This is a genomic window from Micromonospora sp. IBHARD003, assembly GCF_056106285.1.
The window spans coordinates 6013294-6038945 of record NZ_JBWBBX010000001.1 but is presented as its reverse complement, the minus strand read 5'-3'; the positions used below and the strand labels follow the sequence as shown (position 1 = coordinate 6038945).

At 71.3% G+C, this 25652-nt stretch carries 25 protein-coding genes; 2 read left to right on the top strand and 23 right to left on the bottom strand.

Going from position 1 to position 25652, the window contains the following annotated elements:
• Positions 1 to 207: 207 nt before the first annotated feature.
• Entirely contained in the window at positions 208 to 1017 is an 810-nt protein-coding gene (locus ACTWOL_RS26905) for a M23 family metallopeptidase (RefSeq protein ID WP_474299361.1), read from the top strand.
• A 27-nt stretch (positions 1018 to 1044) separates the two neighbouring features.
• On the opposite strand, the gene ACTWOL_RS26900 is transcribed toward ACTWOL_RS26905, so the two are convergent.
• The 18 genes from ACTWOL_RS26900 to proS all read right to left on the bottom strand — a co-directional run bounded on the left by ACTWOL_RS26900 (position 1045) and on the right by proS (position 16039).
• Positions 1045 to 1626, bottom strand: a complete 582-nt coding sequence (locus ACTWOL_RS26900; protein ID WP_474299360.1) for a TetR/AcrR family transcriptional regulator — start codon at positions 1624 to 1626, stop codon at positions 1045 to 1047.
• 67 nt (positions 1627 to 1693) lie between these two features.
• Complete coding sequence (gene whiG, locus ACTWOL_RS26895; protein WP_474299359.1) at positions 1694 to 2530, bottom strand: RNA polymerase sigma factor WhiG; 837 nt, start codon at positions 2528 to 2530, stop codon at positions 1694 to 1696.
• 250 nt (positions 2531 to 2780) lie between these two features.
• Entirely contained in the window at positions 2781 to 3947 is a 1167-nt protein-coding gene (gene dprA / locus ACTWOL_RS26890) for a DNA-processing protein DprA (protein WP_474299358.1), read from the bottom strand.
• Between the two features lie 76 nt (positions 3948 to 4023).
• Entirely contained in the window at positions 4024 to 5646 is a 1623-nt protein-coding gene (locus ACTWOL_RS26885; protein ID WP_474299357.1) for a YifB family Mg chelatase-like AAA ATPase, read from the bottom strand.
• Entirely contained in the window at positions 5646 to 6023 is a 378-nt protein-coding gene (locus ACTWOL_RS26880; protein ID WP_474299356.1) for a YraN family protein, read from the bottom strand. Before ACTWOL_RS26880 ends, ACTWOL_RS26885 begins: the two co-directional genes overlap by 1 nt.
• Before the next feature lie 83 nt (positions 6024 to 6106).
• Complete coding sequence (locus ACTWOL_RS26875) at positions 6107 to 6415, bottom strand: DUF2469 domain-containing protein (protein WP_003965949.1); 309 nt, start codon at positions 6413 to 6415, stop codon at positions 6107 to 6109.
• 55 nt (positions 6416 to 6470) lie between these two features.
• Positions 6471 to 7037, bottom strand: a complete 567-nt coding sequence (locus tag ACTWOL_RS26870; RefSeq protein WP_474299355.1) for an NUDIX hydrolase — start codon at positions 7035 to 7037, stop codon at positions 6471 to 6473.
• The gene (gene lepB, locus ACTWOL_RS26865) at positions 7030 to 7782 is read right to left on the bottom strand and encodes a signal peptidase I (RefSeq protein WP_474299354.1); all 753 of its coding nucleotides are present in this window, start codon (positions 7780 to 7782) and stop codon (positions 7030 to 7032) included. The genes ACTWOL_RS26870 and lepB (ACTWOL_RS26865) overlap by 8 nt, the downstream gene beginning before the upstream one ends.
• Before the next feature lie 191 nt (positions 7783 to 7973).
• Complete coding sequence (lepB, locus tag ACTWOL_RS26860; protein WP_474301270.1) at positions 7974 to 8732, bottom strand: signal peptidase I; 759 nt, start codon at positions 8730 to 8732, stop codon at positions 7974 to 7976.
• A 181-nt stretch (positions 8733 to 8913) separates the two neighbouring features.
• Positions 8914 to 10032 carry a signal peptidase I gene (gene lepB / locus ACTWOL_RS26855; protein ID WP_474299353.1) on the bottom strand — a complete coding sequence of 373 codons (1119 nt, stop codon included), beginning with the start codon at positions 10030 to 10032 and terminating at the stop codon, positions 8914 to 8916.
• Positions 10025 to 10801 (bottom strand): signal peptidase I, encoded by a 777-nt coding sequence (gene lepB, locus ACTWOL_RS26850; RefSeq protein WP_474299352.1) that lies wholly within the window; start codon positions 10799 to 10801, stop codon positions 10025 to 10027. Before lepB (ACTWOL_RS26850) ends, lepB (ACTWOL_RS26855) begins: the two co-directional genes overlap by 8 nt.
• A 72-nt stretch (positions 10802 to 10873) precedes the next feature.
• Positions 10874 to 11224 (bottom strand): 50S ribosomal protein L19, encoded by a 351-nt coding sequence (rplS, locus tag ACTWOL_RS26845; RefSeq protein WP_462749288.1) that lies wholly within the window; start codon positions 11222 to 11224, stop codon positions 10874 to 10876.
• Between the two features lie 129 nt (positions 11225 to 11353).
• Positions 11354 to 12175 (bottom strand): tRNA (guanosine(37)-N1)-methyltransferase TrmD, encoded by an 822-nt coding sequence (gene trmD / locus ACTWOL_RS26840; RefSeq protein WP_474299351.1) that lies wholly within the window; start codon positions 12173 to 12175, stop codon positions 11354 to 11356.
• Positions 12175 to 12723, bottom strand: a complete 549-nt coding sequence (gene rimM / locus ACTWOL_RS26835) for a ribosome maturation factor RimM (protein ID WP_474299350.1) — start codon at positions 12721 to 12723, stop codon at positions 12175 to 12177. The genes trmD and rimM overlap by 1 nt, the downstream gene beginning before the upstream one ends.
• A gap of 78 nt (positions 12724 to 12801) precedes the next feature.
• On the bottom strand, positions 12802 to 13041 hold the full coding sequence (locus ACTWOL_RS26830) for an RNA-binding protein (RefSeq protein ID WP_014176063.1): 240 nt from the start codon (positions 13039 to 13041) through the stop codon (positions 12802 to 12804).
• A 2-nt stretch (positions 13042 to 13043) separates the two neighbouring features.
• Positions 13044 to 13484 (bottom strand): 30S ribosomal protein S16, encoded by a 441-nt coding sequence (rpsP, locus tag ACTWOL_RS26825; protein WP_474299349.1) that lies wholly within the window; start codon positions 13482 to 13484, stop codon positions 13044 to 13046.
• 230 nt (positions 13485 to 13714) lie between these two features.
• Positions 13715 to 14308 carry a hypothetical protein gene (locus ACTWOL_RS26820; RefSeq protein ID WP_474299348.1) on the bottom strand — a complete coding sequence of 198 codons (594 nt, stop codon included), beginning with the start codon at positions 14306 to 14308 and terminating at the stop codon, positions 13715 to 13717.
• 315 nt (positions 14309 to 14623) lie between these two features.
• Positions 14624 to 16039: a proline--tRNA ligase gene (gene proS / locus ACTWOL_RS26815; RefSeq protein WP_474299347.1), complete on the bottom strand. Its 1416-nt coding sequence runs from the start codon at positions 16037 to 16039 to the stop codon at positions 14624 to 14626.
• A gap of 210 nt (positions 16040 to 16249) precedes the next feature.
• On the opposite strand from proS, the gene ACTWOL_RS26810 reads away from it, so the two are divergent.
• Positions 16250 to 17125 carry a methyltransferase domain-containing protein gene (locus ACTWOL_RS26810; RefSeq protein ID WP_474299346.1) on the top strand — a complete coding sequence of 292 codons (876 nt, stop codon included), beginning with the start codon at positions 16250 to 16252 and terminating at the stop codon, positions 17123 to 17125.
• A gap of 107 nt (positions 17126 to 17232) precedes the next feature.
• Here ACTWOL_RS26810 and ftsH read toward each other — a convergent pair whose 3' ends face one another.
• The 5 genes from ftsH to ACTWOL_RS26785 form a co-directional block, all read right to left on the bottom strand.
• Positions 17233 to 19149, bottom strand: a complete 1917-nt coding sequence (gene ftsH, locus ACTWOL_RS26805) for an ATP-dependent zinc metalloprotease FtsH (RefSeq protein WP_474299345.1) — start codon at positions 19147 to 19149, stop codon at positions 17233 to 17235.
• Between the two features lie 291 nt (positions 19150 to 19440).
• Complete coding sequence (ffh, locus tag ACTWOL_RS26800) at positions 19441 to 20991, bottom strand: signal recognition particle protein (protein ID WP_474299344.1); 1551 nt, start codon at positions 20989 to 20991, stop codon at positions 19441 to 19443.
• A gap of 165 nt (positions 20992 to 21156) precedes the next feature.
• Positions 21157 to 23607: a [protein-PII] uridylyltransferase gene (locus ACTWOL_RS26795; protein ID WP_474299343.1), complete on the bottom strand. Its 2451-nt coding sequence runs from the start codon at positions 23605 to 23607 to the stop codon at positions 21157 to 21159.
• A gap of 14 nt (positions 23608 to 23621) precedes the next feature.
• Positions 23622 to 23960: a P-II family nitrogen regulator gene (locus ACTWOL_RS26790; RefSeq protein WP_338673182.1), complete on the bottom strand. Its 339-nt coding sequence runs from the start codon at positions 23958 to 23960 to the stop codon at positions 23622 to 23624.
• A complete protein-coding gene (locus ACTWOL_RS26785) occupies positions 23957 to 25312 on the bottom strand; it encodes an ammonium transporter (RefSeq protein ID WP_474299342.1) in 1356 nt (451 codons plus the stop codon). The genes ACTWOL_RS26790 and ACTWOL_RS26785 overlap by 4 nt, the downstream gene beginning before the upstream one ends.
• Between the last annotated feature and the right edge of the window lie 340 nt (positions 25313 to 25652).

Sequence of the window (25652 nt, the reverse complement as noted above, 5' to 3'; positions counted from 1 at the left end):
TGCCGCGAAGGACCGAGAGGCGCGGCCACCGACCGCTGAAGAGCGTGGTGGCGGGGCGTGCGAAGTCGACCCGGTGACCCGGATCGCCAGAAGAAGTGTACGGGACCGGCGCGGTGCCGGGTGACGGTGCTGTCCACAACGGGCCGGTTGTCCACAGATCCGGTCCATGATCAGCGAGGACGGCCGCGGGTGCGGGACGGTCGGGGCATGAAACACGTATGGGGGACGACGGGGCCGAGGGCCCCGGTGGCGCCGGTGTGGCGGGCTTGGGTGGCGCGGCTGTGGGTCCTCGCCATGGTGGCGTCGCTGTGGGCCGGCCTGGGAGGAACCGCCTGGGCCGTGCCGGTCGGCACATGGCCGGTGGGGCCGCCACGGCCGGTGGTGGTCCGCGGCTGGGAACCTCCGGCCGGCCCATACGGACCGGGACACCGCGGTGTCGATCTCGCCGCACCGCCTGGCACCGAGGTACGGGCTGCTGCGGCGGGGCGGGTGTCGTTCGCCGGGGCGGTGGCCGGCCGCGGGGTGCTCTCGATCGACTTGACGGGCACGGGCGAGCCCGCGCTGCGGACGACGTACGAGCCGGTGCGGGCGCTGGTCCCGCAGGGCACCGAGGTCGCCAAGGGCCAGGTGGTGGCGGTCCGGACCGAGGGGCCCTCGCACTGTCCGCAGGGATGTCTGCACTGGGGACTGCGGCGCGGCGCGGCGTATCTGGACCCACTGTCACTGCTGCCCGCGTCGGAGCTGCGGCGCGGTCCTTCGCGGCTGCTGCCGGTGCTCGGGGTGCCGCTGCCGGGGGAGTCGGCGCGCACGGTGGTGACGGCGCGTACGGCGGCGCGTGCCGGAGCTGATGCGCTCGATGCGCTGACGTGGGCCGTGGTGGCGATCTGGTCGCGCTCCCCCTGGTGGAGCCTGCCCCTGCGGTGTGGGAGAGCGCGAGCCGCACCGCGGGTGACGCCGCCATGCCCGGGGCGCGCGGCCGTAAAGACGGCGGCAAATGGTGCATTCCCTCCGCCGTGAAGTCGACGGCGGCCCTTGCGGTGGCGGTCAGCCCTGGACGCCCCGGAGCGCCATCGACACCGCGGCTTCGGCGATCGACGACGGCTCCTCGGCGGCGCCGAGCTCGATACGGCGGACTGCGGCGTCCACGATGCCCTGGAGCAGCATCGCGGCCAGCCGGGGCTGCTCGTGGCCGAGCTCTTCGAGGGCCTGCACGATCATGGCGACGAGACCGCCGTGCGCCGCGCGGATCTTCTCGCGGGCGCCGTCGTCGAGCTCGCTCGCGGAGATCGCGACGACGGCACGGTGACGCCGGTCGCCGACCAGGTCGAGCTGGCGGCGTACATACGCCTCGACCTTGGCCGCGGGCGTCGCGGCGCCCGCCATGGCCACCTCCACCTCGGCGGCCCAGAGCGGGAAGTCGACGGCGCACAGCTCTTCGACGACGGCGGCTCGCGACCGGAAGTACTCGTACACCGACGACCTGGCAAGACCCGTGCGCTCGGCGAGGGCGGGAAAGGTCAGTGCGTCCGTACCGCCTTCGGACAGCAGGGATCGCGCGGCATCCAGCAGGGCGCCGCGCTGCATGGTCCGGTGCTCGGCCACGGAGGCCGCTCGAATCCTGGGCACGAAACCACTGTAAGGGCGGGACCGCCCCGGCGGACGTGGACTGCGGCGAATCGGCCGGGGCCACGTGTCAACGGCCGACGTCCGCGAGCTTCGCCCGGAGCTGGAGCACCGACTTGGTGTGGATCTGGCTGACGCGGCTCTCGGTGACTCCGAGGACGTTGCCGATCTCGGCGAGGGTGAGGCCTTCGTAGTAGTAGAGCGTGACGACGGTCTTCTCCCGGTCGGGAAGCGTGTTGATCGCCCGCGCGAGGAGCCGCCGCAGTTCCCGGCCCTCCGCCACCTCGACCGGGTTGTCCGCGGCGGTGTCCTCCAGGGTGTCCATCAGGCTGAGCCGGTCGCCGCCCTCCCCTCCGACATGCAGCAGTTCCTCCAGAGCCACCACATTGGCGAGGGACAACTGGCTGAACACGGAGTGCAGTTCCTCCAGCCCGATGCCCATCTCCTCGGCGACCTCGCTCTCGGAGGGAGTGCGCCGCAGCTGCGCCTCCAGTGTGGCGTAGGCGCGCTCGACGGCCCGGGCCTTCTGCCGCACGGAACGGGGGATCCAGTCCAGCGCCCGGAGCTCGTCGATCATCGCTCCCCTGATGCGGGTGATCGCATACGTCTCGAACTTGATCGAACGCTCGATGTCGAACTTCTCGATGGCGTCGATGAGCCCGAAGACTCCGGAGGAGACGAAGTCGGCCTGCTCCACGTTGGACGGCAGCCCGACGCTCACCCGGCCGGCGACGTACTTCACCAGGGGTGAGTAGTGCAGGATCAGTTGCTCCCGCAGCCGTCCGTCGCCGGTGGTCTTGTACGACCGCCACAACTCGTCGAGCGACGAGGGCGCGGGCGGCCGCACGGCGCCACGGGCAGCGGGGGGCACTGCCGCGCGGTCAGACCCGGAGGTGTGCTGGGGCATGCGTTGCCTTGAGCCGTTCTGCTGTGGGGAGTGAGGGGACGTGTTTTCTGGGGCGGATGGCCGGTGGGGGAACCTGGAGCGTAGCGTGACTGGACGGTTGCGGTGCGCGAAGGGCGGCGGATCGCGCCTGTGGGGGTGGGGGCGTCGGCCAGACCTTCGAACCGGGCGTACCGGCGGAAGCTGCTGCGTCTGGCGGCCCGGGACCACGGTGAAGGTCGTCGGCATCACCTTTTCACCCGAATGCCCCAGGTCAAGCACCGCCTCGCCGAGTGTTCGACCGGTCCGTCCCCTGCCGCGTCAACTGCCAGCCGGCGCCCTGCCGTTCGACGAAGCCGAGCGACTGCAGTTCGTACAGCCTGGCGAGAGCCTCGTCCGTGGTGGTCCCCGCGCTGAGGGCGACGTCCCGTCCTTCGAGTGCGCCCCGCGCCGGCAGCGCCTCCAGGACTCTGGTCTCGGAGGGCCCGAGGAGATCGCGCGCCAGCACCGGGCCGCGGCGTGCCGGCGCCAGCTCACCGATGTCCCCCACGATCTCGACCACTTCGTCGGCATCGGTCACCAGCACGGCTTCCGTACGCAGGAGTTCATGCACGCCCGCCGAGAGTCCGCTGGTCACCGGGCCGGGAACGCCCATGGTGCAGCGCCCGAGCCGCCCAGCGGCGCGGGCCGTGACCAGCGAGCCGCTGCGGTATTCGGCCTCCACGACCACGGTGCCCCGGGTGAGAGCGGCGATCACGCGGTTACGCATCACGAACCTGCTGCGCGTCGGATGGGCACCAGGTGGCAACTCGGCGATCACCAGCCCCTGTCCGGCGATGCGGCCGATCAACTCTGCGTGCGAGCGGGGATAGGCGACATCGACTCCGCACGCGAGCACCGCGACGGTCGCTCCCCCGGCCGCAAGAGCCCCTCGGTGGACGGCGCCGTCGATTCCGTGCGCGGCGCCGGAGACCACGACCCAGCCTCGTTCGGCAAGCCCCGAGCCGAGGCTCGCCGCGATATGGGCGCCGTACGGCGTGCATGCTCGTGCGCCGACCACGGCGACCGAGCGCAGGGCCCATTTTCGCAGGTCGGGGCCGCCTCGTAGCCACAGTCCCACGGGCCTCGCGTCCCCGAGGTCGTCGAGCTGGCTCGGCCACTCCGCATCGCCGGGACAGACGAAGCGCGCTCCGCTCGCCGCTGCTGTCTCGAGGTCCCGCTCCGGACCGGCCGCGTTGGCCCGTATCCGGTAGCCCTCGATCCGCCGGCCTCCGGCACCCGGGAACGCCGCTTCGGTGTACACCGGTCCGGTGAGCCGCTCCATGAGCTCCAGCGCCCCGTACCGGCGCAGCCATCGCCCGGCGCATTCATCACCCGGTTCGACCACCCGCGTCAACGCGGCGCGCGCCAGGCGCTCCTCGTCGCTCACCCGGGCGCTCATCCGCCGCTCCCCGGACATCGGCTCGACGACCGGCCGTGGTCGTGCGCGCGCCCTCCGCGCAGCGCGTCGGTGGCGGTCACCGTGCCCGTCCGAAGGCTGCCGCGCCCCGTGCGATGCCCGTACGCAGCTGGAGAGCCAGGGCGATGTCTTCGGTGACGGGACGGTCGTGGCCGGCGAGGTCGGCGACGGTCCACGCGACCCGCAGGACGCGGTCCATCCCCCGGGCCGTGAGGAGCCCCCGCTCCATGTCCCGCTCGGCCGCTGCGAGCGCGCCGGGAGCCACCTGCCAGCGGGTGCGCAGCTCAGGTCCTGGCACTTCGCTGTTGACGGTCCAGGGCGTGCCCTCCAGCCGCGCCGCCGCCCTGGCCCTGGCCTCCCGGACCCGGTCGGCGACGGTCTCGCTGGTCTCACCGCGGCCCGAGTGCCCCAGCAGATCGGACCGGCTGACCGCTTCCACCTCCACGCGAAGGTCGACCCGGTCGAGCAGCGGCCCCGACAGCCGGGCCTGATAGCGGCGGATCACCGCGGGCGGACATTCGCAGCCGCTGCCCAGCAGGGTGTGCCGTCCGCACGGACATGGGTTGGCGGCGAGCAGCATCAGGAAGCGGGCGGGCAGCCGCACCACCCCGGCACTGCGCGCCACGACGACGTGTCCGGACTCGAGCGGCTGACGCAGAGCGTCGAGCGCTTTGGCTGAGAATTCGGGGGCCTCGTCCAGGAACAGCACGCCTCGGTGCGCCAGGGACACGGCCCCGGGTCGCGGCATGCCCTGCCCGCCCCCCACCAGAGACTGCATGGTCGCCGAGTGATGCGGCGCGCAGTACGGCGGCATGCGTACCAGGGGCTCACCCGGTGGCAGGATGCCCGCGACCGAGTGGACCCCCGTGACCTCGAGTGATTCCTGGGTCGTGAGCGGAGGAAGCAGCCCGGGCAGCCGCTCCGCCAGCATGGTCTTGCCCGCGCCCGGCGGACCCTGGAGCAGTAAGTGGTGCGCTCCGGCGGCCGCGATCTCCAGAGCGGTGCGTGCGGAGTGCTGGCCGGCTACTTCGGCCAGGTCCGGCGTATGCCCTCCACCGCCGCGCCCGCCGCTCACCAGTCCTGTGCCGATACCGGCCCCGGGCACAAGCATCCCGGCGAGCATCGCTTCCGGCCGCCCTCCGGCGTCGGGCTCCTCCAGTGGCACCGGCTCGTCGTTCAGCACGGCGATCAGCTGGCGGAGGCTGCGCACACCGAGCACGGAGACACCCGGCACCAGCGAGGCCTCACCCGCGGTCTGCTCGGGGACGACCACCTGCCGGTAGCCTGCGTCGGCCGCCGCCAGGACCGCGGGCAGCACCCCGCGCACCGGCCGGGCCCTGCCGTCGAGCCCCAGCTCCCCGATGAGCACGAGATCGGCGATCACCGCCGGGTCGATGCGCTCCGCCGCCGCGAGTACTGCGCACGCGACGGCGAGATCGAAGCCGCTGCCGCTCTTGGGCACGGAGGCGGGGCTGAGCCCCACCGTGAGCTTCTTCTGCGGCCATTCCGCGTCGGAGTTCACCACCGCGGCCCTGACCCGGTCCCGGCTTTCCACGAGGCTCTTGTCGGGGAGGCCGACCAGAGTGAAGGCCGCAACGCCCGGCTCCAGATCTGCCTGGACCTCGACGACCACCCCTTCGACCCCGACCAGGGCGACCGAGCATGTGCGAGCGAATCCCATCAGGCCACCCCTCGCGCATGCTCGACGAGCGGAGCACCGCGCCTGGGGACCAGCACGCCGACGAGATCGATACGCACGCCGCCCGTCGGCGGCCCGCTCTGACGGTCCAGCCAGCAGGCCGCGAGCCGTCTGAGCCGCTCAGCCTTGGCCGGTGTGACCGCGGCCATCGGATGCTCGAAGGGTCCTCTGCCCCCAAGGGCTCCCCTGCGGGTCTTGACCTCGCAGACGACCGTCACATCGCCGTCCCGGGCGACGATGTCGATCTCACCGGCCCGTCCGCACCGCCAGTTCCTCGCCAGCACGATCATGCCGGCGTCGGAGAGCCGGCGTGCCGCCAGCTCTTCGCCGTACCGTCCCAGTGCCCCCGTCGCGTTCATTCGGCACCACCTCCGGCACCGACTCTGACGCGTCACACCCCAGCTGTTGGATCTTGGTGGACAACCCGCCGGTTGTGGATAACTCAGCCACCCGGAAGTTCGAGGTCGCTCTTGTTCAGCTCCTCGATGTTCACGTCCTTGAACGTGAGGACCCGGACCTGCTTGACGAACCGAGCCGGCCGGTACATGTCCCAGACCCAGGCGTCCGCCATCGAGACCTCGAAGAAGACCTCACCCTGGACCGAGTGCACCTGCATCTCGTAGTCATTGGTGAGGTAGAAACGCCTCTCGGTCTCGATCACGTATTTGAACAGACCGACGACGTCGCGGTACTCCCGGTAGAGCTTCAGCTCCATCTCGGTCTCGTACTTCTCGAGGTCCTCGGCGCTCATGGCATGTTCCCCTTCAGCCGTGCGTCCCCCTATTGTGCGCCAGGCTCCCTCGCCCCTAGGCACTTTCCGGGGCCAGGATCACCGGCGCATCCGGGGGACCCTCGTCGAGCAGCGTGCGCAGCAGCCCGGCGAGCCTGGTCGGGTACACCGTCTCATGCGCCGCCGACAGTTCCTCGGAGGTCCACCACCGCAGACCCGCGACACTGCGCCGCTCGAGCCCGGTGAGACCGGTCAGACTGGTCGCGGTCTGCCCGGTGCGGGCGAGGTAGTACCACTCGTCCTGGTACCAGCGACGGCCGTCGAACGGGAACGAGCAGACGCGCTGCCACAGCACCGGCCCGAGTTCGACGTCGGTGATCCCGGTCTCCTCGGCGAGCTCGCGCAGCGCGGCCTCCTCCCGGGTCTCGTCGCCCTCGACACCGCCGCCCGGGGTGAACCACCAGGTGTCGGAGGGGTCGTCCGGCTCGTAGCCGTGGATCAGCAGAACGCGGTCCTGCGGGTCGAGCAGGATCACCCGGGCGACCCTGCGCGGCTCGTCTTCCGATCCCGTCCCGGGACCGGGCGGGGCCGCGTCACCGGACAGTTCCCCGGGCGCCCGCCGCCCGGGTGCGTCCTCAGGCACGCGCAGCCGCCTTGTCGCGCGTCGGCGGCGTCTTCTTCCGGCCGAGGAACCGGGTGACGGGCCCGTGGGCCGCGCCACCCAGCACGAGCAGCGCACCGAGCACCACGGACCCGAGGACCAGCCTCACCGGCCCCGGCTGCGACACTCCGCCCGGCAGTGCCGCGAAGCCCTGCGGCCGCTCCACGAATCCGCCGGACAGCGGCCAGGCGACCGCGTCCACCCGGGCGTTGACATCGTTCTGGGACACCGCCCCGTGGCCCGCGTCCTGCAGATGCTTGCGGGAGTCCAGGGAGCCCAAGCGCTCGTCTCCGAGGAGGAAGAGCTTCCCTTCGGGCACCTCGGCGCTGAAGGCCTCGGGCGAACCCTCGCCCTTGCTGTGCAGATACGGTTCGTCGATCGGCTTGCCGTTGATGCTGAGCCTGCCCGCCGCGTCACAGCATGCGACGGTGTCACCGCCCACGGCGACGGCCCGCTTCACCATCGGTGTATCGCCCCAGGTCTTGTCGGTGAAGACCACGACATCGCCGCGCTTCACCTCGGAGCCGTCGATGCGCTGGGCCAGCACGCGGTCGCCGGGGTGGACGGTCGGCGACATGGAGTCGGTCGGCACGGTGTAGGGCTGGTACTCGAAGGCTCCCCAGACGAATCCCCCGAGGAAGAGCACACAGCCGACGGCCACGGCGAGCCCCGACAGCACGCTGCCGAGCCGGCCGCTGCCCTGTGCCGTACGTCCTGTTCCGCTCATACCGGCACTCCCACCTCGGAGGTCGACGCTCGTTGGTCCGAGCGGAACCCTACCGGCCGGTCGGGTCACGGGTCAGCCCTCTGTCCACAGGTCAGACCGGTCTCACAGGACAGCTCCGGTGCATACGACCCGCTCGGCCGGACGCGGACGGTGGTCGCGAGCCGCGGATGCCCCGGCCCGCGACCGGACCCTCATCCTTCTTCGCGTGATCCCACGGCTGCCCGCACCGGGGCGCCCGCACCGGCCTGCCGCCGCCTGCGCAGCACCAGGACCGCCGGCACCGCGCCCACGAACCCGAGGGCGGGGGGCGCCACCGCGGCCGCCGCGTTCAGCCCCGGCTGGTCGAAGGTGCCGGGCACGGGCAGCGTGGCCCAGCGTCCGAGCGGCCAGGCCACCACGACCGCCCGACCCACGACGTCGTCGACCGGGACCGTGCCGTTGAACGGGAGCTCCTGGTGCCAGCGGGAGTCCAGCGAGTTCTGCCGGTTGTCGCCCATCACCCAGATACGGCCATCGGGCACCTTGATCGGCCCGAACGGCTTGTCGTCGCAGGGGGTGCTGCCGGGGCGGATGTACGAGGTCTCGTCCAGTGCCTTGCCGTTGACCGTGACCTTGCCGCCCTGCTTGCACTCGACCGTGTCACCGCCGACCGCGATGACCCGCTTGATCAGGTCCTTCTCCTCGGACGACGGCATCAGGCCGATGAAGCTGAGGAACTGCTGCACGGCGTTGGGCTGGGGGGTCTCCGTGTTCTCCAGCCAGCCGCCCGGGTCGTGGAAGACCACGACCTCACCGCGCTCGGGTTCGGAGCCGAACCAGGGGGTGAGCTTGTCGACCAGGACCCGGTCACCCCGCTGCAGGGTGTCCATCATCGAGTCCGAGGGGATCGAGAACGCCTGCACCAGGAACGTCTTGATCAGCAGCGCGAGCAGCAGGGCGATACCGATCAGCAGCGGCAGTTCCTTGAGGAAGGGCCGCTGCTTCCGGGGCGCCGTATCACTTGCCGAAGAGCCGGGGTCGCCCGAGTCGTCGCCGCCGGAGTGCCCGGAGCCACCGGCTCCCGGGCCGCCGCCCGAGGCGCCGCCGCCGGGTGTGGGGCCAGGGCCCCCTTCGCGGCCCCGCGGGCCTCCGTCAGCGTCCCGGGAAGCGCCACCGGATCCGCCGGAGCCGCCCGACGCTCCGGGGCCGCCGGGACCAGGACCGGGGGATGGCGCAGTACGCCGCTCGGGCCGCTCCTCCGGCTCGCCGTGTCCGGATCGTGCGCCGACCGCCAAGTCCCCCACATCCACTCCTCACTCCGTGCGACTGCCCGCGCCGGAGGCGGCGCAGGCCCATTACTCCCATAACGAGCGGGAGTTCCGCAGGGCTCGGGAGCAGGACCGTTCCGTTGAGATCCTGGGAGGACACCCTATGCGACGAACCGTGTGCGGTAGCCGTCCCGGCACGCGCGTCCGGCACCGACGCATATGTCCCCCGCTCCTCCAGTTTGCTCCAGTGGTCGAAGGGCCACGCGATGACGACCGCCCGTCCGACGACCTCTTCCTCGGAAACGGTCCCCCGGTACTGCTCGTCGAGGTGGAAGCGCGAGTCGGCCGAGTTGGACCGGTGGTCGCCCATCACGAAGATCCGTCCGTCCGGGACCTGCACGTCGAAGGGGATCGTCGACGGCTTGTTGCCCGGATGGAGATACGCCTCGCTCAGCGGGACGCCGTTGACCGTGACCCTGCCGTTGGTGTCGCAGCACTTGACGGTGTCGCCGCCGACGGCGACCACCCGCTTGATCAGGTCCTGCTCGTCCTCGGAGGGCAGCAGGCCGATGAAGGTCAGCACCTGCTTGCCCTGCTTGATGACGACCGGGTCCTCCTTGACGGGCGTCTGCTCCTGCTGGAGCCAGCCGCCCGGGTCCCTGAAGACCACGACGTCACCGCGTTCGGGCTTGGAGCCGAACCACGGCGTCAGCTTGTCGACCAGCACCCGGTCGTCGATCTGGATCGTCTGCTCCATGGATCCCGAGGGGATCACGAACGCCTGCACCAGGAACGTCTTGAGTCCGAGCGCGATCATCAGCGCGACCACGATCAGGAGGGGTATCTCCTTGACCGCCGAGCGACGGCGCCGGGCCTTCACCTTGCGCGCGAGCCTGCGCCGTTCCGCACGTCCCGGGAGGGTCCGGGTCCCGTTGGTGGGGCGGGTGCCGGTAGGCAGCCGGGTGTCGGCCCGGTGGCTCCCGCTTCGTCCGCGGTTACCCATGGGCGCCGCCGGGTGCGGGCACGGCGTCGAAGGCCGTGGTCGGCCCCAGTGCCGACCAGCGGCCGGCCGGCCAGCCGATCCAGTCGGCCCGGCCGATCACCGCGTCCAGCGGCACCATGCCGCCCCCGGGCCCACCGAGATGGTCCCGGGAGTCGCTGGACTTGCTGCGGTGATCCCCCATGACGAACAGGGTGCCCTGCGGCACGGCGACGTCGAAAGGCACCCGGGACGGAGCGTCACCGACGCGGACGTACGGTTCGTCCACCGGGACTCCGTTCACCGAGATCCTTCCTCTCTTGTCACAGCACATGACGCGGTCGCCGCCGACTCCGACCACGCGCTTCACGAAATCGGTCTCGTCCGGCGCGGCCAGACCGAGGGCGGCCGCTGCCCCTTGCACCAGCCCGGCGACCGTGTTCGTGCCGGATCCCTCCGGTACGAAGGTCCCCGTGCCGTCGAACACGACGACGTCCCCGCGCCGCGGTCCGGAACCGAAGCCGTAGGCCAGTTTGTTCACGAGCACCCGGTCACCGGTCTGCAGGGCCGGCTCCATCGAGGTGCTGGGGATCAGGAAGGGCTGCAGTGCGAAGTGGCTCAGCAGCAGCAAGAAAACTCCGCCGAGAACACCGAGCGCGGCGGCGCGGCGCAGTGTGAGCCGCCGCAGAATGCCGGGAGCACGCGCGAAGCGCGACCTCTCCTCCGGTGGGGTGGCATCGGTCCCCGGGGCGGAGGAGCGGTCGCGCTCCGTGTGCTGTGCTTCGGTGTCCATCGGTGCCAGATGCTATCCGGCCTCCGTAAGAACCGTATGAGTCCTCAGCGTTGCGTGAGTGTGAGCCGGAGCTCAGTTCTCGCGCTTCTCCTTGATCTTCGCGGCCTTGCCGCGCAGGTCACGCAGGTAGTAGAGCTTCGCACGGCGGACGTCACCACGGGTGACGAGCTCGATCTTCTCGAAGATCGGGCTGTGCACCGGGAAGGTGCGCTCGACACCGACGGAGAACGAGACCTTGCGGACCGTGAACGTCTCGCTGACGCCCGAGCCCTGGCGGCGGATGACGACACCCTTGAACTGCTGGATACGGGAGCGGTTGCCCTCGATGACGCGAACGTGGACGTTCACGGTGTCACCGGGACGGAAGGCCGGGACGTCGGTCCGCAGCGAGGCGGCGTTGACGGCGTCGAGCACATGCGACATGTTCGTCTGCTTTCTTCGCCGATGCCACAGGTCATCGACGGTATAGGGAGTTGAGATGGGGCCGCGGCGTCGGAGCGGGCGTCGTGTCCCCCTGTGGCAGGGGACGCACGTCGGACGTACGGCAGCGGCCTATTCTTCCACGCCCTGCGGCCTGCGCCAAAATCGGCCGTCGGGCACGGGCGACCAGCCCAGGATGGAGAGGATTTCCCGGTCCTTCTTGTCGAACAGCGACGGATCGCAGCGTTCGATCAGGTCCGGCCGGTTCTGGGCGGTGCGCCGGAACGCCTCGTCCCGGCGCCAGCGCGCGATCTTCCCGTGGTGTCCGCTGAGCAGGACGTCCGGGATGCCACGGCCGCGCCACTCGGGCGGCTTGGTGTAGACGGGCCCCTCCAGCAGGTTGGCCATGTCACCGGGCGCGAAGGAGTCGTCCCGGTGGGACTCGGCGTTGCCGAGGACACCGGGCAGCAGCCTCGCGACCGCCTCCGTGATGACGAGGACGGCCGCCTCACCGCCTGCCAGGACGTAGTCGCCGATGGAGACTTCGAGCACCGGTATGCGGGTGGCGTACTCGTCCATGACCCGGCGGTCGATGCCCTCGTAGCGGGCCGGAGTGAAGATCAGCCACGGCCGCTCCGAGAGGGCGACGGCGAGTTCCTGGGTGAAGGGGCGGCCGCTGGGGGTGGGGACGACCATGACGGGACCGTGCGCCCCGGCCTCGAAGCCGTCGGCGAGGATCTCGTCGAGGGCTTCTCCCCATGGACCGGTCTGCATCACCATGCCCGGGCCGCCGCCGTAGGGGGTGTCGTCGACCGTGCTGTGCCGGTCGTACGTCCACGTCCGCAGGTCGTGCACATGGACGTCGAGCCGTCCGCGGGCCCGCGCCTTGCCGACCAGCGAGACGTTCAGCGGCTCCAGGTACTCGGGGAAGATCGTGACGACGTCGAGCCGCATCAGGCCCCGCCCTCGTCCCTGCTCGAAGCGATCTCGGCGCGGTCGTCGATCAGCCCCGGGGGCGGCGCGACAACGGCCTTCTGGGCCTCGAGGTCGATCTCGGTGACGATCTCCTCGACGAACGGGATCATCACCTCGGTGCCGTCGGGCCGTTCGACGATGAAGAGGTCCTGCGAGGGCAGATGGGAGATCTCGGTGATCCGGCCGATCCCGGTGCCGTCGGCAAGCACGACGTCGAGGTCGATCAGCTGGTGGTCGTAGTACTCGTCGGGCTCGTCCGGGTGTTCGTCGGGGTCGACTTCGGCGATGAGCAGGGTGTTGCGCAGCGCCTCGGCGCCGTTGCGGTCCCTTACCCCTTCGAAACGCAGCAGCAGCCGGCCGCTGTGCACCCGTCCCGTCTCGATGGTCAGCGGCCCCGCCGAGGCCGGGTCGGTGCTCAGTACGGCTCCGGGCGCGAGCCTCAGTTCCGGCTCGTCGGTGCGGACTTCGACGGTGACTTCGCCCTTGATGCCATGGGCACGGCCGATCCGTGCGACTACCAGCTGCACGCTCACTGCTCCTGTCATACGACGACGGGCCGGGGCGGGCCCGTAAGCCCTCCCCGGCCCGCGCCGGTGATCAACTAATCAGCGGACCTGGTCCACGTCGACGAGGTCGACACGGACACCACGGCCGCCGATGGCGCCCACGACGGTGCGCAGGGCGCGCGCGGTGCGGCCGTTGCGGCCGATCACCTTACCGAGATCGTCGGGGTGCACCCGGACCTCGAGCACCCGCCCGCGACGCAGGTTGCGCGAGGCGACCTGCACATCGTCCGGGTTGTCGACGATGCCCTTCACGAGGTGCTCGAGAGCCTCCTCGAGCATGCTCAGGCCTCGGTCGACTCGGCGGGGGCCTCAGCCTCGTCCGCCTTCTTCTCGGACTTCTTGGCCTTCTGCGTGATGGCCTCGCCCTTGGTGTCGTCACCCTCGATCGCCTTGGCGAACTCGTCGAAGGAGCGACGCTTCTCTTCCTTCGTCGCCGGGACGAGCAGCGGCTTCTCCGGGGCCGGCAGGCCCTTGTGCTTCTGCCAGTCGCCGGTGAGCTTCAGGATCGCGAGGACCGGCTCGGTCGGCTGGGCGCCGACGGACAGCCAGTACTGCGCACGCTCCGAGTCGACCTCGATGCGCGACGGGTTGTACGTCGGGTGGTACAGACCGATCTCCTCGATGGCCCGGCCGTCACGGCGGGTCCGGGAGTCGGCGACGACGATGCGGTAGTGAGGCGAACGGATCTTGCCCAGACGCTTCAGCTTGATCTTGACTGCCACGGGAGTGGGTTCTCCTGGTTTTGACGTGGTTGGGCACAGCGAGATGCCGCGTGGGGTTGCGGTACCCGATGGCCCGATGGACGCGTCAGCCGGAGGAGAGAGGGGTCCTATGCGACTGTCGAGTACAGCTTGCCATTGTGCCACACGGACGGCACAGGGCAGACCGCAGGCCGGACCGGCCTGCGGGACACCGGGAAGTCGGTCCGCCGCCGCGCAGGCGGACAACGGTGTCAGCTCGCCGCGGCCACCGGTTCGGGGATGCGGAACGGCTTGCCGCAGCCGCCGCAGACGATCGGGGCCTGGGCAAGGACCGACGGCACCACTCTGACGTTGCGGCCGCAGTCGCACACGGCCTTGACCCGTACGCCGCCGCCGGACGAGCCGTGCCGGGCGGCCGGACCGCGGAAGGTCCGCTTGGTGTCGGATGCCGTCGCGACCGTGTGCGCGGCAAGGGCGCGCTGCAGCCGCTCGATCGTCGGGCGGTACCGCCGCTTCGCCTCCGCGTTGAGCGTGACCAGGGAGAAACCGCTGCTCGGATGCGGCTCCTCCGGGTGGTCCAGGCCCATCTCCTCGGCGATCGCCAGGAACCGGCGGTTGTGATAGCGGCCGGCGCGCGAGGTGTCGCGGACACCTCGGGCGGCGGCGATGCCGTGGACTGCCTCATGGAGGAGTCGCTCGAAGGAGAGCTCGTGGCCGCACGCCGACGACGACTCTCCGATCAGGGATTCGGGCGCGGCTAGATCCGGCAGCTCGGGGTGGTGACGCTGAATGTCGGCCCACGCCTGCGCCAGCTCTGCGGCGAGTACAGGTGGTGTCGTGCTCACGTCGTGACAACGAGCCGGGGGCCCCTCGGGTTCCATTCCGGGGCATCCCAAATATTTTGCACTTACCCGTCAGTTGGCATTGATGCGTCCCGACGAGGGCGGGTGCGCCGAACTGCGGAGAAGCCTCGCAGCTCGCAACAAGGCGGTACGTAGTGGCGCGTCGGCGAGATACATACCGAAGACGCCTGCCACGGCACGTAGCCGGACTGCGTCCCCGGCGCACGGGAGCGGGCGAGGGGCTCTGACCGGGGCCGGGCGCCCCTTGGATCCCGTCCCGGCGCCGCCCCGGCGGACACCGGTGTCTGAGGGAGCGCGTCAGTAGGCGCGCGCGACGACCGCGAGCGTACCCGGGGCGTCGTCGGCCTCCGGCACCGACCCGTCCTCCGCGACCAGACACCGTACGGACACCGCCTGATCGGCGAGCAGCGCCTCGCCGTCGGTGCCGAGGGCCGCCCAGGGAATGCGGGCCCAGCCGCCCGCGGCCGCGGCCTCGGCGGCCTCGGCGAGCGTCGTCACATCCGCGGTCCGGGACTCGCGGCGTTCACGCGACTGGCTCAGCAGGAGCATCTGGTCCTCCTCGAGCACCTTGGGCAGCAGACCCGCGAGCGCGTCGAGCGCGACGGGCTCCTTGCCTCCGGGGATGCGCCGGGCGAGCATCGCCGTACCGCTCTCCAGATCACGCGGTCCGACCTCGATGCGTACCGGCACTCCCTTGAGCTCCCAGTCCACGGCCCGCCGGCCGAAGGGGGTGTCGGTGCGGTCGTCGACGTGGACCCGGATACCGGCGGCCTTCAGCCGGTCGCCGATGTCGCGGACCTTGGCGAGCACGGCCTCGTCGCCCTTGATGGCCAGGACGACCGCCTGGACCGGCGCGAGCCGGGGCGGCACACGCAGCCCGCTGTCGTCACCGTGCGACATGATCAGGCCGCCGACCATCCGGGTGGAGCAGCCCCAGGAGGTCTGCCAGGCCAGCTCCTGCTTGCCGTCCTTCGACAGGTACGTGGTGTTGAAGGCCTTGGAGAAGTTGGTGCCGAGCTCGTGGCTCGTGCCCATCTGCAGGGCCTTGCCATCGCCCATCATGCCTTCGAGCGTCAGGGTGTTGATGGCGCCGGCGAAGCGCTCGCGGGGGGTCTTGCGGCCCAGCACCACGTCGATGCCGAGGACGTTCACCATGAAGTCGGCGTAGACCTCGCGGTGGATGTGGGCGGCGTAGTCCCGCGCCTCCTCGTAGGTGGCGTGTGCCGTGTGGCCCTCCTGCCAGAGGAACTCGGTCGTGCGCAGGAAGACCCGCGGGCGCATCTCCCAGCGGACCACGTTCGCCCACTGGTTGATGAGCAGCGGCAGATCGCGGTAGCTCTGCACCCACTTGGAGAAGTAGTCGTTGATGATCGTCTCGGAGGTGGGGCGGACGACGACCGGCTCCTCCAGCTCCTTGCCCCCGCCGTGGGTGACGACCGCGAGTTCGGGTGCGAAGCCCTCGACGTGCTCGGCTTCCCTCGTCAGATACGACTGCGGGATGAAGAGCGGGAAGTACGCGTTGGAGGCCCCGGCCTCCTTGATGCGGACGTCCATTTCCTGCTGCATCCGCTCCCAGAGACCGTAGCCGTACGGACGGATCACCATCGTGCCCCGCACCGGGCCGTTGTCGGCGAGCTCGGCCTTGTTGATCAGGTCCTGGTACCAGCGGGGGAAGTCCTCGGCCTGCGGCGTGAGGACGGGTGCCTTTGCCATGGCGGGAATCGTACGGCGGCTGCACGCTGGATGGGGAATCGTTCCGGGCGCGGGGGCGCACGACCGGAGCGCGCCGAGGCTTTGCGGCGCGACCTCTGGACGTACGGACGGATGCGGAGTTCCCTGGCATACGGGGGGAGCAGGAGCGCACGCACACGGGGGACTGTCAATCAGGCACGGGTGACCTCTCGGTGGATTGGGGCGCTTTCGATGGGACAGACGCTCGTCCGGCACCACCCCCGCACAGCCTCCGCGCCCCCGGCCGCCGACGCGGCGCGGGCCCGGGACTGGGCGGAGATCCAGGAGCGGATGCTGGTGCCTCTCTACGAGGCCGCGTACGAGCATCTGGAGGTCGGCGGGCGCTCCCGGGTGCTGGGGCTCGGCTGCGGCTCGGGCCTCGCCCTGCTGATGGCCGCGGCGCGCGGGGCGAGCGTCACCGGCGTGGACGCCGACCGGGCGCGCATCGCGCTGGCTCGTGCGCGGCTCACGCCGGAGCCCGACCACGCCCCCCTGTCCGCAATGTCCCCGGACGCGGTCCGCAAGGCGGGGATACGCCTGGTGGAAGGCGGTCCCGAGGACGTGGCGGACGCCGGCGGCGCGCGGTTCGGCGTGATCACCGCTTTTCAGCCGATCGGGTGTACGGCGGGCGACTCCGAAGGACTCGGGCCTGCCCTGGAGGCAGCCGTTCCGCTCGCCGAGCGGGGCGCCGCCGTCGTCCTCGCCGGCTGGGGCCCTCCGGAGCGGTGTGCCACAGCCGCGGTGCTGAAGGTCGCGAGCCGGCTGGCCGAACGGCTGCGGACGGCCGGCGGCTGGCGGCCGACCCGGCGCGACGATCTGGAGGACGTGGCGACGAGGGCGGGGCTGCGGCCCGACGGCTCGGGCCGGGTCGCCTGCCCCTTCGGCTACGCGGACCAGGACAGCGCGGTGCGCGGACTGCTGTCGACCGGGCTGTTCGAGGGGGCGATCCGTGCGACGGACCAGGCACAGGTCGAGAAGGAGATCGCTGAGGCGCTGCACCCGCACGTCCGGGCCGACGGGACGGTGTGGATGCCCAATGTGTTCCGGTATCTGATCGCCCGGATCTGACGGACCGCCCACGGCCCGGTCCCGGGTTCGGGAGCCCGCCCGGAGCGTGCGCGACGTTGCGGGGCTCCCCTGATAGGTGCTCATCACCAGCGATTCACCCGTACGGCCTACTTGGCCCCATTGATCCTCGCAGGTCGGGGCATCCCCGCGGCCCGGTACGCCTCGTCCTCCTCCAGGGTCTCGTTGCTCAGCAGAGCCTCCGCGAGCGCGTCCAGCCGGTCGCGGTGGTCGCGCAGCTGCCGGCAGGCGCTCTCGTAGCACTCGTCCGCGATCCGGCGCATCTCGTGGTCCACCGCGTCCAGCGTCGCCGGGGCGGCCGTGAGTCCGTAGGCCTCCTGAACGTCCCCCGGAATCGCGGTGAAGCGCCCCACGCGTTCGCTCATGCCCCAGCGGCCGACCATGCCCCGCACCAGCCGGGTGACCTGGTCGAGATCGCTCTCCGAGCCGGTCGTGACCACCCCGAAGACGACGTGTTCGGCCGCCATGCCGCCCAGGGCGCCGATGATGCGCCCGCGCAGATACTCCTCCGTGTAGGCGTAGCGGTCGGCTTCCGGCGTGGACAGGGTGACGCCCAGCGCACGGCCGCGGGGCACGATCGTGATCTTGCGGACCGGGTCGGCGCCGGGCTGGAGCATGCCGAGCAGCGCATGGCCGCTCTCGTGGTACGCGGTCCTGCGGCGCTCGTCCTCGGGCATCACGAGCGGCCGTTCCGCGCCGAGCTGGACCTTCTCCAGCGCGGTCGACAGATCTGCCTGGGTCACCTCACGCTGCCGCCGCTTGACCGCGAGCAACGCGGCCTCGTTGGCGAGGTTGGCGAGTTCCGCACCCGTCATTCCCGGTGTCGTACGCGCCACTTGGCCGAGATCGACGCCGTCGGCCAGCGGGATCTCCCGGGTGTGGATCCGCAGGATGGCCTCCCGTCCGCGCCGGTCGGGCGGGCTGACCTGGACGATCCGGTCGAAGCGGCCCGGGCGGGTGAGGGCCGGGTCGAGGACGTCGGCGCGGTTGGTGGCGGCGAGCACGACCACTCCCTCAGAGCCGGTGAAACCGTCCATCTCGGTCAGGATCTGGTTGAGCGTCTGCTCGCGCTCGTCGTGGCCGCCGATTCCCCCGCCCGTGGAGCGCACCCGGCCGATGGTGTCGATCTCGTCGATGAAGACGATGGCCGGAGCGACCTTCCGGGCCTGGGCGAACAGCTCCCGTACCCGCGACGCGCCCACGCCCACGATCATCTCGATGAACTCGGACGCGGACGCGGAGAAGAACGGCACCCCGGCCTCACCCGCCACGGCCCGCGCGAGCAGGGTCTTGCCGGTGCCGGGCGGCCCGGCGAGCAGAACGCCGCCGGGCATCCGGGCACCCATGTCCCGGAAGGCCTGGGGGTTCTTGAGGAAGTCGACGACGTCGTCCAGCTCGCCCGCGACCTCGTCGATCCCGGCCACGTCCTCGAAGGTGGTGCGTCTGCCCGCGGTCACCTCGACCGGCCTGGGCGGTGCCTTGCGGCCGAACGGTCCGCCGAGCCCCGTGCCGAGCCGCCGTGCGACGACGACCCACAGCACGACGAGCACCAGGATCGGAGCGAGTGAGATCAGCAGGTTGACGAGGAATCCGCGCTGGGCGACGACGGGCTCCGCCGTCACGGTCACACCCTTTTTGGTGAGCTCCTGCCAGAGGTCGTCGTCGGCGAACGAGGGCCGCTGGGTGGTGAACTTGGTGTAGTCGCCCTCGCCGTCGGGGATCTTCCGGGGCTTCTTCAGCTCGCCCTGGATGGCATCGCCCTTCGCGTAGATCCTGGCGACATTGCCGTCGGTGACCTGCTTGCCGAACTCGGTGTACGCGATGGTGGGCTCGTCCTCCTCCCCGACGAAGGTCAGCACGAGGAAGGCGGCGGCGAAGACGACGAGCGCGGCCAGCGCGAGCCCGAGCCAGCCCCCCGGCATCCGCCGCTTCGGCGCCGGCGGCGGAGCGCCCTCGGAGCGCCAGGGCTGGTCGGTGCGGTCGCGCGGGGGTACGGAATTGGCCACGCGCCTGCCCTCCCGTCGTGTCGGGGCTCGGTTCGCCTCCGGGGAGCTGGTGGCGTGCGCCGGTGGTCGGCCGTGCACCCCTTCGGCTCGCTCGCGGTGATCCCGGGGATCTTGAGCCCATGACCGCACGGTGCCGGGGTCCCTGCCACCGGGAGGCGGCACATGGCCGAGGGCACGCCCGCCCGGGCCCCGGCGCCCGACGGGGACGTATACGGGCACATGACAGAGGCCCCGCGGTCGTCGACCGCGGGGCCCTGTGTCGCCATTCACCGCCGGTGCGGCGGCCGGGCGTCAGCCCATGAACTTCTTGAACTCGTCCGGGAGCTCGAAGTCCTTGCCTGCGCCGCCGGCCGGGAGACCGAACGCACCGCCCTGGGCGGCCTGTTCGCGACGGGCGGCGGCGGCCTCCTCCTCGGCCTTGCGCTTCATCGGGTTGCCGCTCTTGCGCTTGCCCTTGGCCTGCTTCTGCTGCTTCTTCTGCCGACCGGGGCCGCCGCCCATGCCGGGGATCCCCGGCATGCCCGGCATACCGCCGCCCTGAGCCATCCGGGACATCATCTTGCGGGCCTCGAAGAACCGCTCGACCAGGCCCTTCACCGCGCTGACGTCGACACCCGAACCCTTGGCGACTCGGGCCCGGCGCGAGCCGTTGATGATCGTCGGGTCCTGGCGCTCGGCAGGGGTCATCGACTTGATGATCGCGGCCATCCGGTCCACGTCGCGCTCGTCGATGTTGTTGATCTGCTCCTTGATCTGGCCCATGCCGGGCAGCATCCCGAGCAGCTTCGAGATGGAGCCCATCTTCCTGACCTGCTCCATCTGGGCCAGGAAGTCGTCGAGGGTGAAGTCCTTGCCCTTGCTGCTCGCCAGCTTGGAGGCCATTTTGGCGGCCTCTTCCTGGCTGAAGGTCTGCTCGGCCTTCTCGATCAGCGACAGGACATCGCCCATGCCGAGGATGCGGGACGCCATGCGGTCCGGGTGGAACGCGTCGAAGTCGTCCAGCTTCTCGCCGTTGGAGGCGAACATGATCTGCTTGCCGGTGACGTGGGCGATGGAGAGCGCGGCACCACCGCGGGCGTCGCCGTCCAGCTTGGAGAGCACGACACCGTCGAAGCCGACGCCGTCGCGGAAGGCCTCGGCGGTGTTGACCGCGTCCTGACCGATCATCGCGTCGACGACGAAGAGGACCTCGTCGGGGCTGACCGCGTCCCGGATGTCCGCGGCCTGCTGCATCATCTCGTGGTCGATGCCGAGGCGGCCGGCGGTGTCGACGATGACGATGTCGTGGACCTTCGACTTCGCGTAGTCGATCGACTCCTTGGCGACCTGCACCGGGTCGCCGACCCCGTTGCCCGGCTGGGGCGCGAACACGGCGACGCCGGCCCGGTCCGCGACCACGGACAGCTGGTTCACGGCGTTGGGGCGCTGGAGGTCACAGGCGACGAGCAGCGGCGAATGGCCCTGGGCCTTGAGCCAGAGACCGAGCTTTCCGGCGAGGGTCGTCTTACCGGCACCCTGGAGACCCGCGAGCATGATCACGGTCGGCGGCTGCTTGGCGAACCGCAGCCGGCGGGTCTCACCGCCGAGGATCCCGATGAGCTCCTCGTTGACGATCTTGATGACCTGCTGGGCCGGGTTCAGCGCCTGGGACACCTCGGAGCCCAGCCCACGTTCCTTGACGTGCGAGATGAAGGAGCGGACGACGGGCAGCGCCACATCGGCCTCGAGCAGCGCGATACGGATCTCGCGCGCGGTGGCGTCGATGTCCGCCTCGGACAGGCGGCCCTTGCCCCGGAGGTTCTTGAATGTCGCGGCAAGGCGGTCGGAGAGGGTATCGAACACGGCGGTCGCGGATCCTCGGGTCTCGGGGGCAAGCGGGCAGATGTGCCCCAAGGGTATCCGGACGTGCGGGCTGGGGTCTGCCCCCTGCCCACGCTCCGCCGTCGTCCGGCCACGGCGGCCGGGTGCCTCCCGGGGGACGCCCTGGAGACGTCCCCCGGAAACCGGTCATCCGCGCAGCGCGGCCTCCAGCGTCCGGGCCACCTCCGCGGCCTCCTCCGCGGGCAGCGGGGCGCCCTCGGGTCCTGTGACGTAGAACGCGTCGACGGCGTTGGCGCCCAGCGTCGACACATGGGCACTGCGCACCCGCACCGCCGCCGACTCCAGCGCATGACCGATGCGGTGCAGCAGCCCCGGCGCGTCCTGCGCACGGACCTCGATCACGGTGGCGAGCCGGGACGCCGCCGGCGCGACGGTGACCCGCGCGGGCGGCGCCGTGACGCCCCGCCGGCGCGGATACGCCGCCTCGCGTTCGGCCAGCCGGGCCGGGATGTCCAGCGATCCGTCCAGGGCCCGTACGAGATCGGCGCGGAGCCGGGTGGCCTGCGGCAGGGATCCGTAGGCGGCCGCGACCCGCCAGTCGAGGACGAGCACGGTGCCCTGGCCCACCTCGGTCGGCAGCTCGACCGCCCTCAGATCCGCGGCGCGCACGGTGAGCCGGTGCAGGGCGAGGACGCCCGCGGCGGCGGGGAGCACTCCCGGCCGGTCCGGCAGGGCGATCAGCAGCTCGACACCCACCGGCTCCGGCTCACCGTCCTGCTGAGGGGTCTCGGCTTGGGCGTGCAGGGCCAGTACGGGGCCGCCGGTGCGCAGTGCCTCCACGGCCAGCCGCTCCTGCTCGGCGGTGGGCGCGGCGGGCTCCGGCTCGGCGGGTGCCTCGCCCGCGAGGACCCCGGCGACCCGTTTCACCAGGTCCGCGACGAGCGAGCCACGCCATGCCGACCAGGCCGCGGGCCCGGTGGCGAGGGCGTCGGCCTCGGTGAGCGCGTGCAGCAGTTCCAGGGTGCCCGGCGAGCCGACGGCGTCGGCGACCGCCCGTACGGTCGCGGGGTCGTCCAGGTCGCGCCGGGTGGCGGTATCGATGAGCAGCAGATGGTGGCGTACGAGGGCGGCGACGACCGCCACGTCCTGCCGGTCGAAGCCGATCCGGGTGGCGACGTCACGGGCGATGGTCTCGCCGGCCACCGAGTGGTCTCCCGGCCAGCCCTTGCCGATGTCGTGCAGCAGTGCGGCGACCAGGAGCAGGTCGGGACGGCCGACGCGGCGGGTGAGGGCCGAGGCGCGCACGGCGGTCTCGACCAGATGGCGGTCGACGGTCCAGGTGTGCACGGCGTTGCGCTGCGGCCGGCAGCGCACCCGCTCCCAGTCCGGCAGCAGCCGGGTGATGAGCCCCTCGGCCTCCAGGGCCTCCCACACGGCGACGGTGGACTCGCCCGCGCCGAGCAGCGTGACCAGTTCCTCGCGTGCCTCGGCCGGCCAGGGCACCGGGAGCGGAGCCGCGGCCGTGGCGAGGTGGCGTACGGCGTGCCGGGACAGCGGCAGCCCCGACTGGGCCGCGGCGGCGGCGGCCCGCAGCGGCAGCACCGGGTCGCGTTCCGGCTTGGCGGTGCGGGCGAGGACGACCTCGCCGTCCATTTCGACCACGCCTTCGGCGAGGGGGGTGCGCTCGGGCTCGGGCCGCCTCCCGCCGAAGACGGCGCGCAGCCGGGGCCGCGCCGAACGGGCCTTGAGCACGCGGTTCACCTCGCGCCAGGTGACGTCCGACGCGTACGAGACGGTCCGTGCGGCCTCGTAGACCTGGCGCAGCAGGGCGTCGGCGTCGAGCAGGCCGAGCTCCTGCGCCACCTGGTCCTGTTCCTGGAGGGCGAGCCGGTCGGTGGCGCGCCCGGTGGTGAGGTGGAGGGAGTCCCGGGCATCGAGGAGGGCCCGGCGTGCCTCGGCGAGGCCTTCGCGGGGCGCGTCGGCGAGCCAGGATGCGGCGACGGCGCGCAGGGCGGTGGCGTCGCGCAGTCCTCCGCGGGCCTCCTTGAGATCGGGTTCCAGCAGGTACTGGAGCTCGCCCTGGCGCTCGGCCCGCTCGCGGCAGAGCTCGTCGAGCTCGGGCAGCCGCTTCGGGGCCTGGTTGCGCCAGTCGGCGAGCACGGAGGTGCGCAGCCCGGCGACCAGACCCAGGTCTCCGCCCACCCCCCGGGCGTCGAGCAGCCCGAGCTGCACCTTGAGGTCGTCGCCGGCGGTCTTGCGGGCCTCCCCCGGGGTGCGCACGGAGTGGTCGAGGGCGAGTCCGAGGTCCCAGACCGGGTACCAGATGCGGTCGGCCAGGGAGGCGATCGCACCGGCGTCGGCACTGCCGTCGTGCAGCAGCAGCAGATCGAGATCGCTGCGCGGGGACAGCTCGCCCCGTCCGTAGCCGCCGACGGCGACGAGGGCGGCGCCGCGTACCCCCGTGCTCTCTGCCGCGGCGGCGAACAGCGCCGCGAGCCAGTCGTCGGTGAGCCGGGCCAGGGCGGAACGGCGCGGCGGCCCGGACTGCGCCTTCTCCTGGAGGAGGCGCAGCCGGGCCGCCGCGTAGCCGCTGGGTCCCGAGTCTTCTGTTTCGGTGGTCACATCGAGGCTCGTCACCCGGCAACTCCTGTCTACAGCGCGTCCGGGCCGCGTTCGCCGGTCCGTACCCGGACCGCCGTCTCGACCGGGACGCTCCACACCTTGCCGTCTCCGATCTTGCCGGTCCTTGCGGCCTTCACCACCACGTCGATGAGCTGTTCGGCGTCGTCGTCCTCGGCCAGCACCTCGATGCGGATCTTGGGGACGAGGTCGACGGTGTACTCGGCACCACGGTAGACCTCGGTGTGGCCCCGCTGCCGTCCGTAGCCGCTGGCCTCGGTGACGGTGAGCCCCTGGACTCCGAAGGCCTGGAGGGCCTCCTTGATCTCGTCCAGCCGGTGCGGCTTCACGACTGCGGTGATGAGCTTCATGCGTCCACCTTCTTGGTCTGCGGTGCGGCTGCCACGGCGTCGACGGGTGCGGGGGCGCTCCTGCGTGAACCGGCCCCGCCGCCCGCTCCGCTGAAGTCGTACGCGGTCTCGGCGTGCTCGACCTGGTCGACGCCGGAGATCTCGTCGTCCTCGGTGACCCGCATGCCGATCGTCTTGTCGAGGACGAAGGCGAGGATCGCGGAGACGATCAGAGAGTAGGCCAGGACCGAGAAGACTCCGATGGCCTGCTTGCCCAGCTGGTCGAAGCCGCCGCCGTAGAAGAGGCCCTTGGCGTCGGACTGGACGCCGCCGGTGGCGAAGAAGCCCACGAGCAGGGAACCGATGACACCGCCGACGAGGTGGACGCCGACCACGTCGAGGGAGTCGTCGTAGCCGAACTTGTACTTCAGGCCGACGGCCATGGCGCACACCAGGCCGGCGATGGCGCCGATGCCGATCGCGCCGAGCGGGGAGCAGGAGCCGCCGGACGGGGTGATGGCGACAAGACCCGCGACCGCGCCGGACGCGGCGCCGAGGGTGGTGAAGGAGCCGTGGCGGACCTTCTCGTAGCCGAGCCAGGCGAGCATCGCGGCGGCGGTGGCGACCTGGGTGTTGACGAACATCACCGCGCCGACGCCGTCGTCGTTGCCGAGCCAGGAGCCGGCGTTGAAGCCGAACCAGCCGAACCAGAGGAGACCTGCGCCGAGCATCACCAGCGGGAGGCTGTGCGGACGCATCGGGTCCTTCTTGAAGCCGACGCGCTTGCCGATCACGAGGATCACGCCGAGTGCCGCGGCGCCCGCGTTGATGTGGACGGCGGTACCGCCGGCGAAGTCGATCACGCCCAGCTCGAACAGCCAGCCGCCGGCGCCCCAGACCCAGTGCGCCACCGGGAAGTAGACGACGGTGACCCACAGGGTGATGAACAGGGCCCAGGCGGTGAACTTCACCCGGTCCGCGAGCGCACCGCTGATCAGGGCGGGGGTGATGATCGCGAACATCAGCTGGAAGACGGCGAAGACGTACACCGGGATGGTGTAGCCGTCCCACAGCTCGGTGAGTCCGATCCCGCTCAGTCCGACGTAGTCGGAGGACCAGCCGATCAGGGAACCCGAGTCGGTCCCGAAGGCCAGGCTGAAGCCGAACAGCACCCACAGGATCGTGACGATCCCGAGGCTGATGAAGCTCATCATCAGCATGTTGAGGGTGCTCTTGACCCGGACCATGCCTCCGTAGAAGAAGGCCAGGCCCGGCGTCATGAGCATCACCAGAGCGGAGCAGATGAGCATGAACCCGGTGTTGGCGGCAGACAGCTGGGGGGCGTCTGCGGCAAGCGTGATGCCTGGGGGCATCGGCGTCTCCTCGTCGTCGTACGGCCTGTGCGGGCGGTGCCTGGGCGGCTGGACAACCGATGGCCGGGTGTCCGGTGCGGCTGCCTGGGAGTCGGCCGGTTATGCGCCATGAGGTTGGCGCGCCGCGGTTTCCGCCGATGCCGCTCGATGTTTCGCCGCAGTGACGAAGCGGTCGGACGTGTTACACGCCGATGAACTGGAGGGTCACGGGAACATCACGGGCGTACCCTCCCCGGGCGGCGGGACGGGGCGCCGGGGAGCATGCCGACCGGCCGCGACGACACCCGTTTGACCTGGCGTGGGGGGCCGAGTCGGGCAGTTCTGGGTGGCCGTCGCGGCC

Excerpts from the sequence above, each read along its gene's own strand:
- ACTWOL_RS26905 (WP_474299361.1), top strand. The coding sequence starts at position 208 with ATGAAACACGTATGGGGGACGACGGGGCCGAGGGCCCCGGTGGCGCCG.
- whiG (WP_474299359.1), bottom strand. The coding sequence starts at position 2,530 with ATGCCCCAGCACACCTCCGGGTCTGACCGCGCGGCAGTGCCCCCCGCT.
- dprA (WP_474299358.1), bottom strand. The coding sequence starts at position 3,947 with ATGAGCGCCCGGGTGAGCGACGAGGAGCGCCTGGCGCGCGCCGCGTTG.
- ACTWOL_RS26885 (WP_474299357.1), bottom strand. The coding sequence starts at position 5,646 with ATGGGATTCGCTCGCACATGCTCGGTCGCCCTGGTCGGGGTCGAAGGG.
- ACTWOL_RS26880 (WP_474299356.1), bottom strand. The coding sequence starts at position 6,023 with ATGAACGCGACGGGGGCACTGGGACGGTACGGCGAAGAGCTGGCGGCA.
- ACTWOL_RS26875 (WP_003965949.1), bottom strand. The coding sequence starts at position 6,415 with ATGAGCGCCGAGGACCTCGAGAAGTACGAGACCGAGATGGAGCTGAAG.
- lepB (WP_474299354.1), bottom strand. The coding sequence starts at position 7,782 with ATGAGCGGAACAGGACGTACGGCACAGGGCAGCGGCCGGCTCGGCAGC.
- lepB (WP_474299353.1), bottom strand. The coding sequence starts at position 10,032 with ATGGGTAACCGCGGACGAAGCGGGAGCCACCGGGCCGACACCCGGCTG.
- lepB (WP_474299352.1), bottom strand. The coding sequence starts at position 10,801 with ATGGACACCGAAGCACAGCACACGGAGCGCGACCGCTCCTCCGCCCCG.
- rplS (WP_462749288.1), bottom strand. The coding sequence starts at position 11,224 with ATGTCGCATGTGCTCGACGCCGTCAACGCCGCCTCGCTGCGGACCGAC.
- trmD (WP_474299351.1), bottom strand. The coding sequence starts at position 12,175 with ATGCGGCTCGACGTCGTCACGATCTTCCCCGAGTACCTGGAGCCGCTG.
- ACTWOL_RS26830 (WP_014176063.1), bottom strand. The coding sequence starts at position 13,041 with ATGCTCGAGGAGGCTCTCGAGCACCTCGTGAAGGGCATCGTCGACAAC.
- proS (WP_474299347.1), bottom strand. The coding sequence starts at position 16,039 with ATGGCAAAGGCACCCGTCCTCACGCCGCAGGCCGAGGACTTCCCCCGC.
- ACTWOL_RS26810 (WP_474299346.1), top strand. The coding sequence starts at position 16,250 with ATGGGACAGACGCTCGTCCGGCACCACCCCCGCACAGCCTCCGCGCCC.
- ACTWOL_RS26790 (WP_338673182.1), bottom strand. The coding sequence starts at position 23,960 with ATGAAGCTCATCACCGCAGTCGTGAAGCCGCACCGGCTGGACGAGATC.
- ACTWOL_RS26785 (WP_474299342.1), bottom strand. The coding sequence starts at position 25,312 with ATGCCCCCAGGCATCACGCTTGCCGCAGACGCCCCCCAGCTGTCTGCC.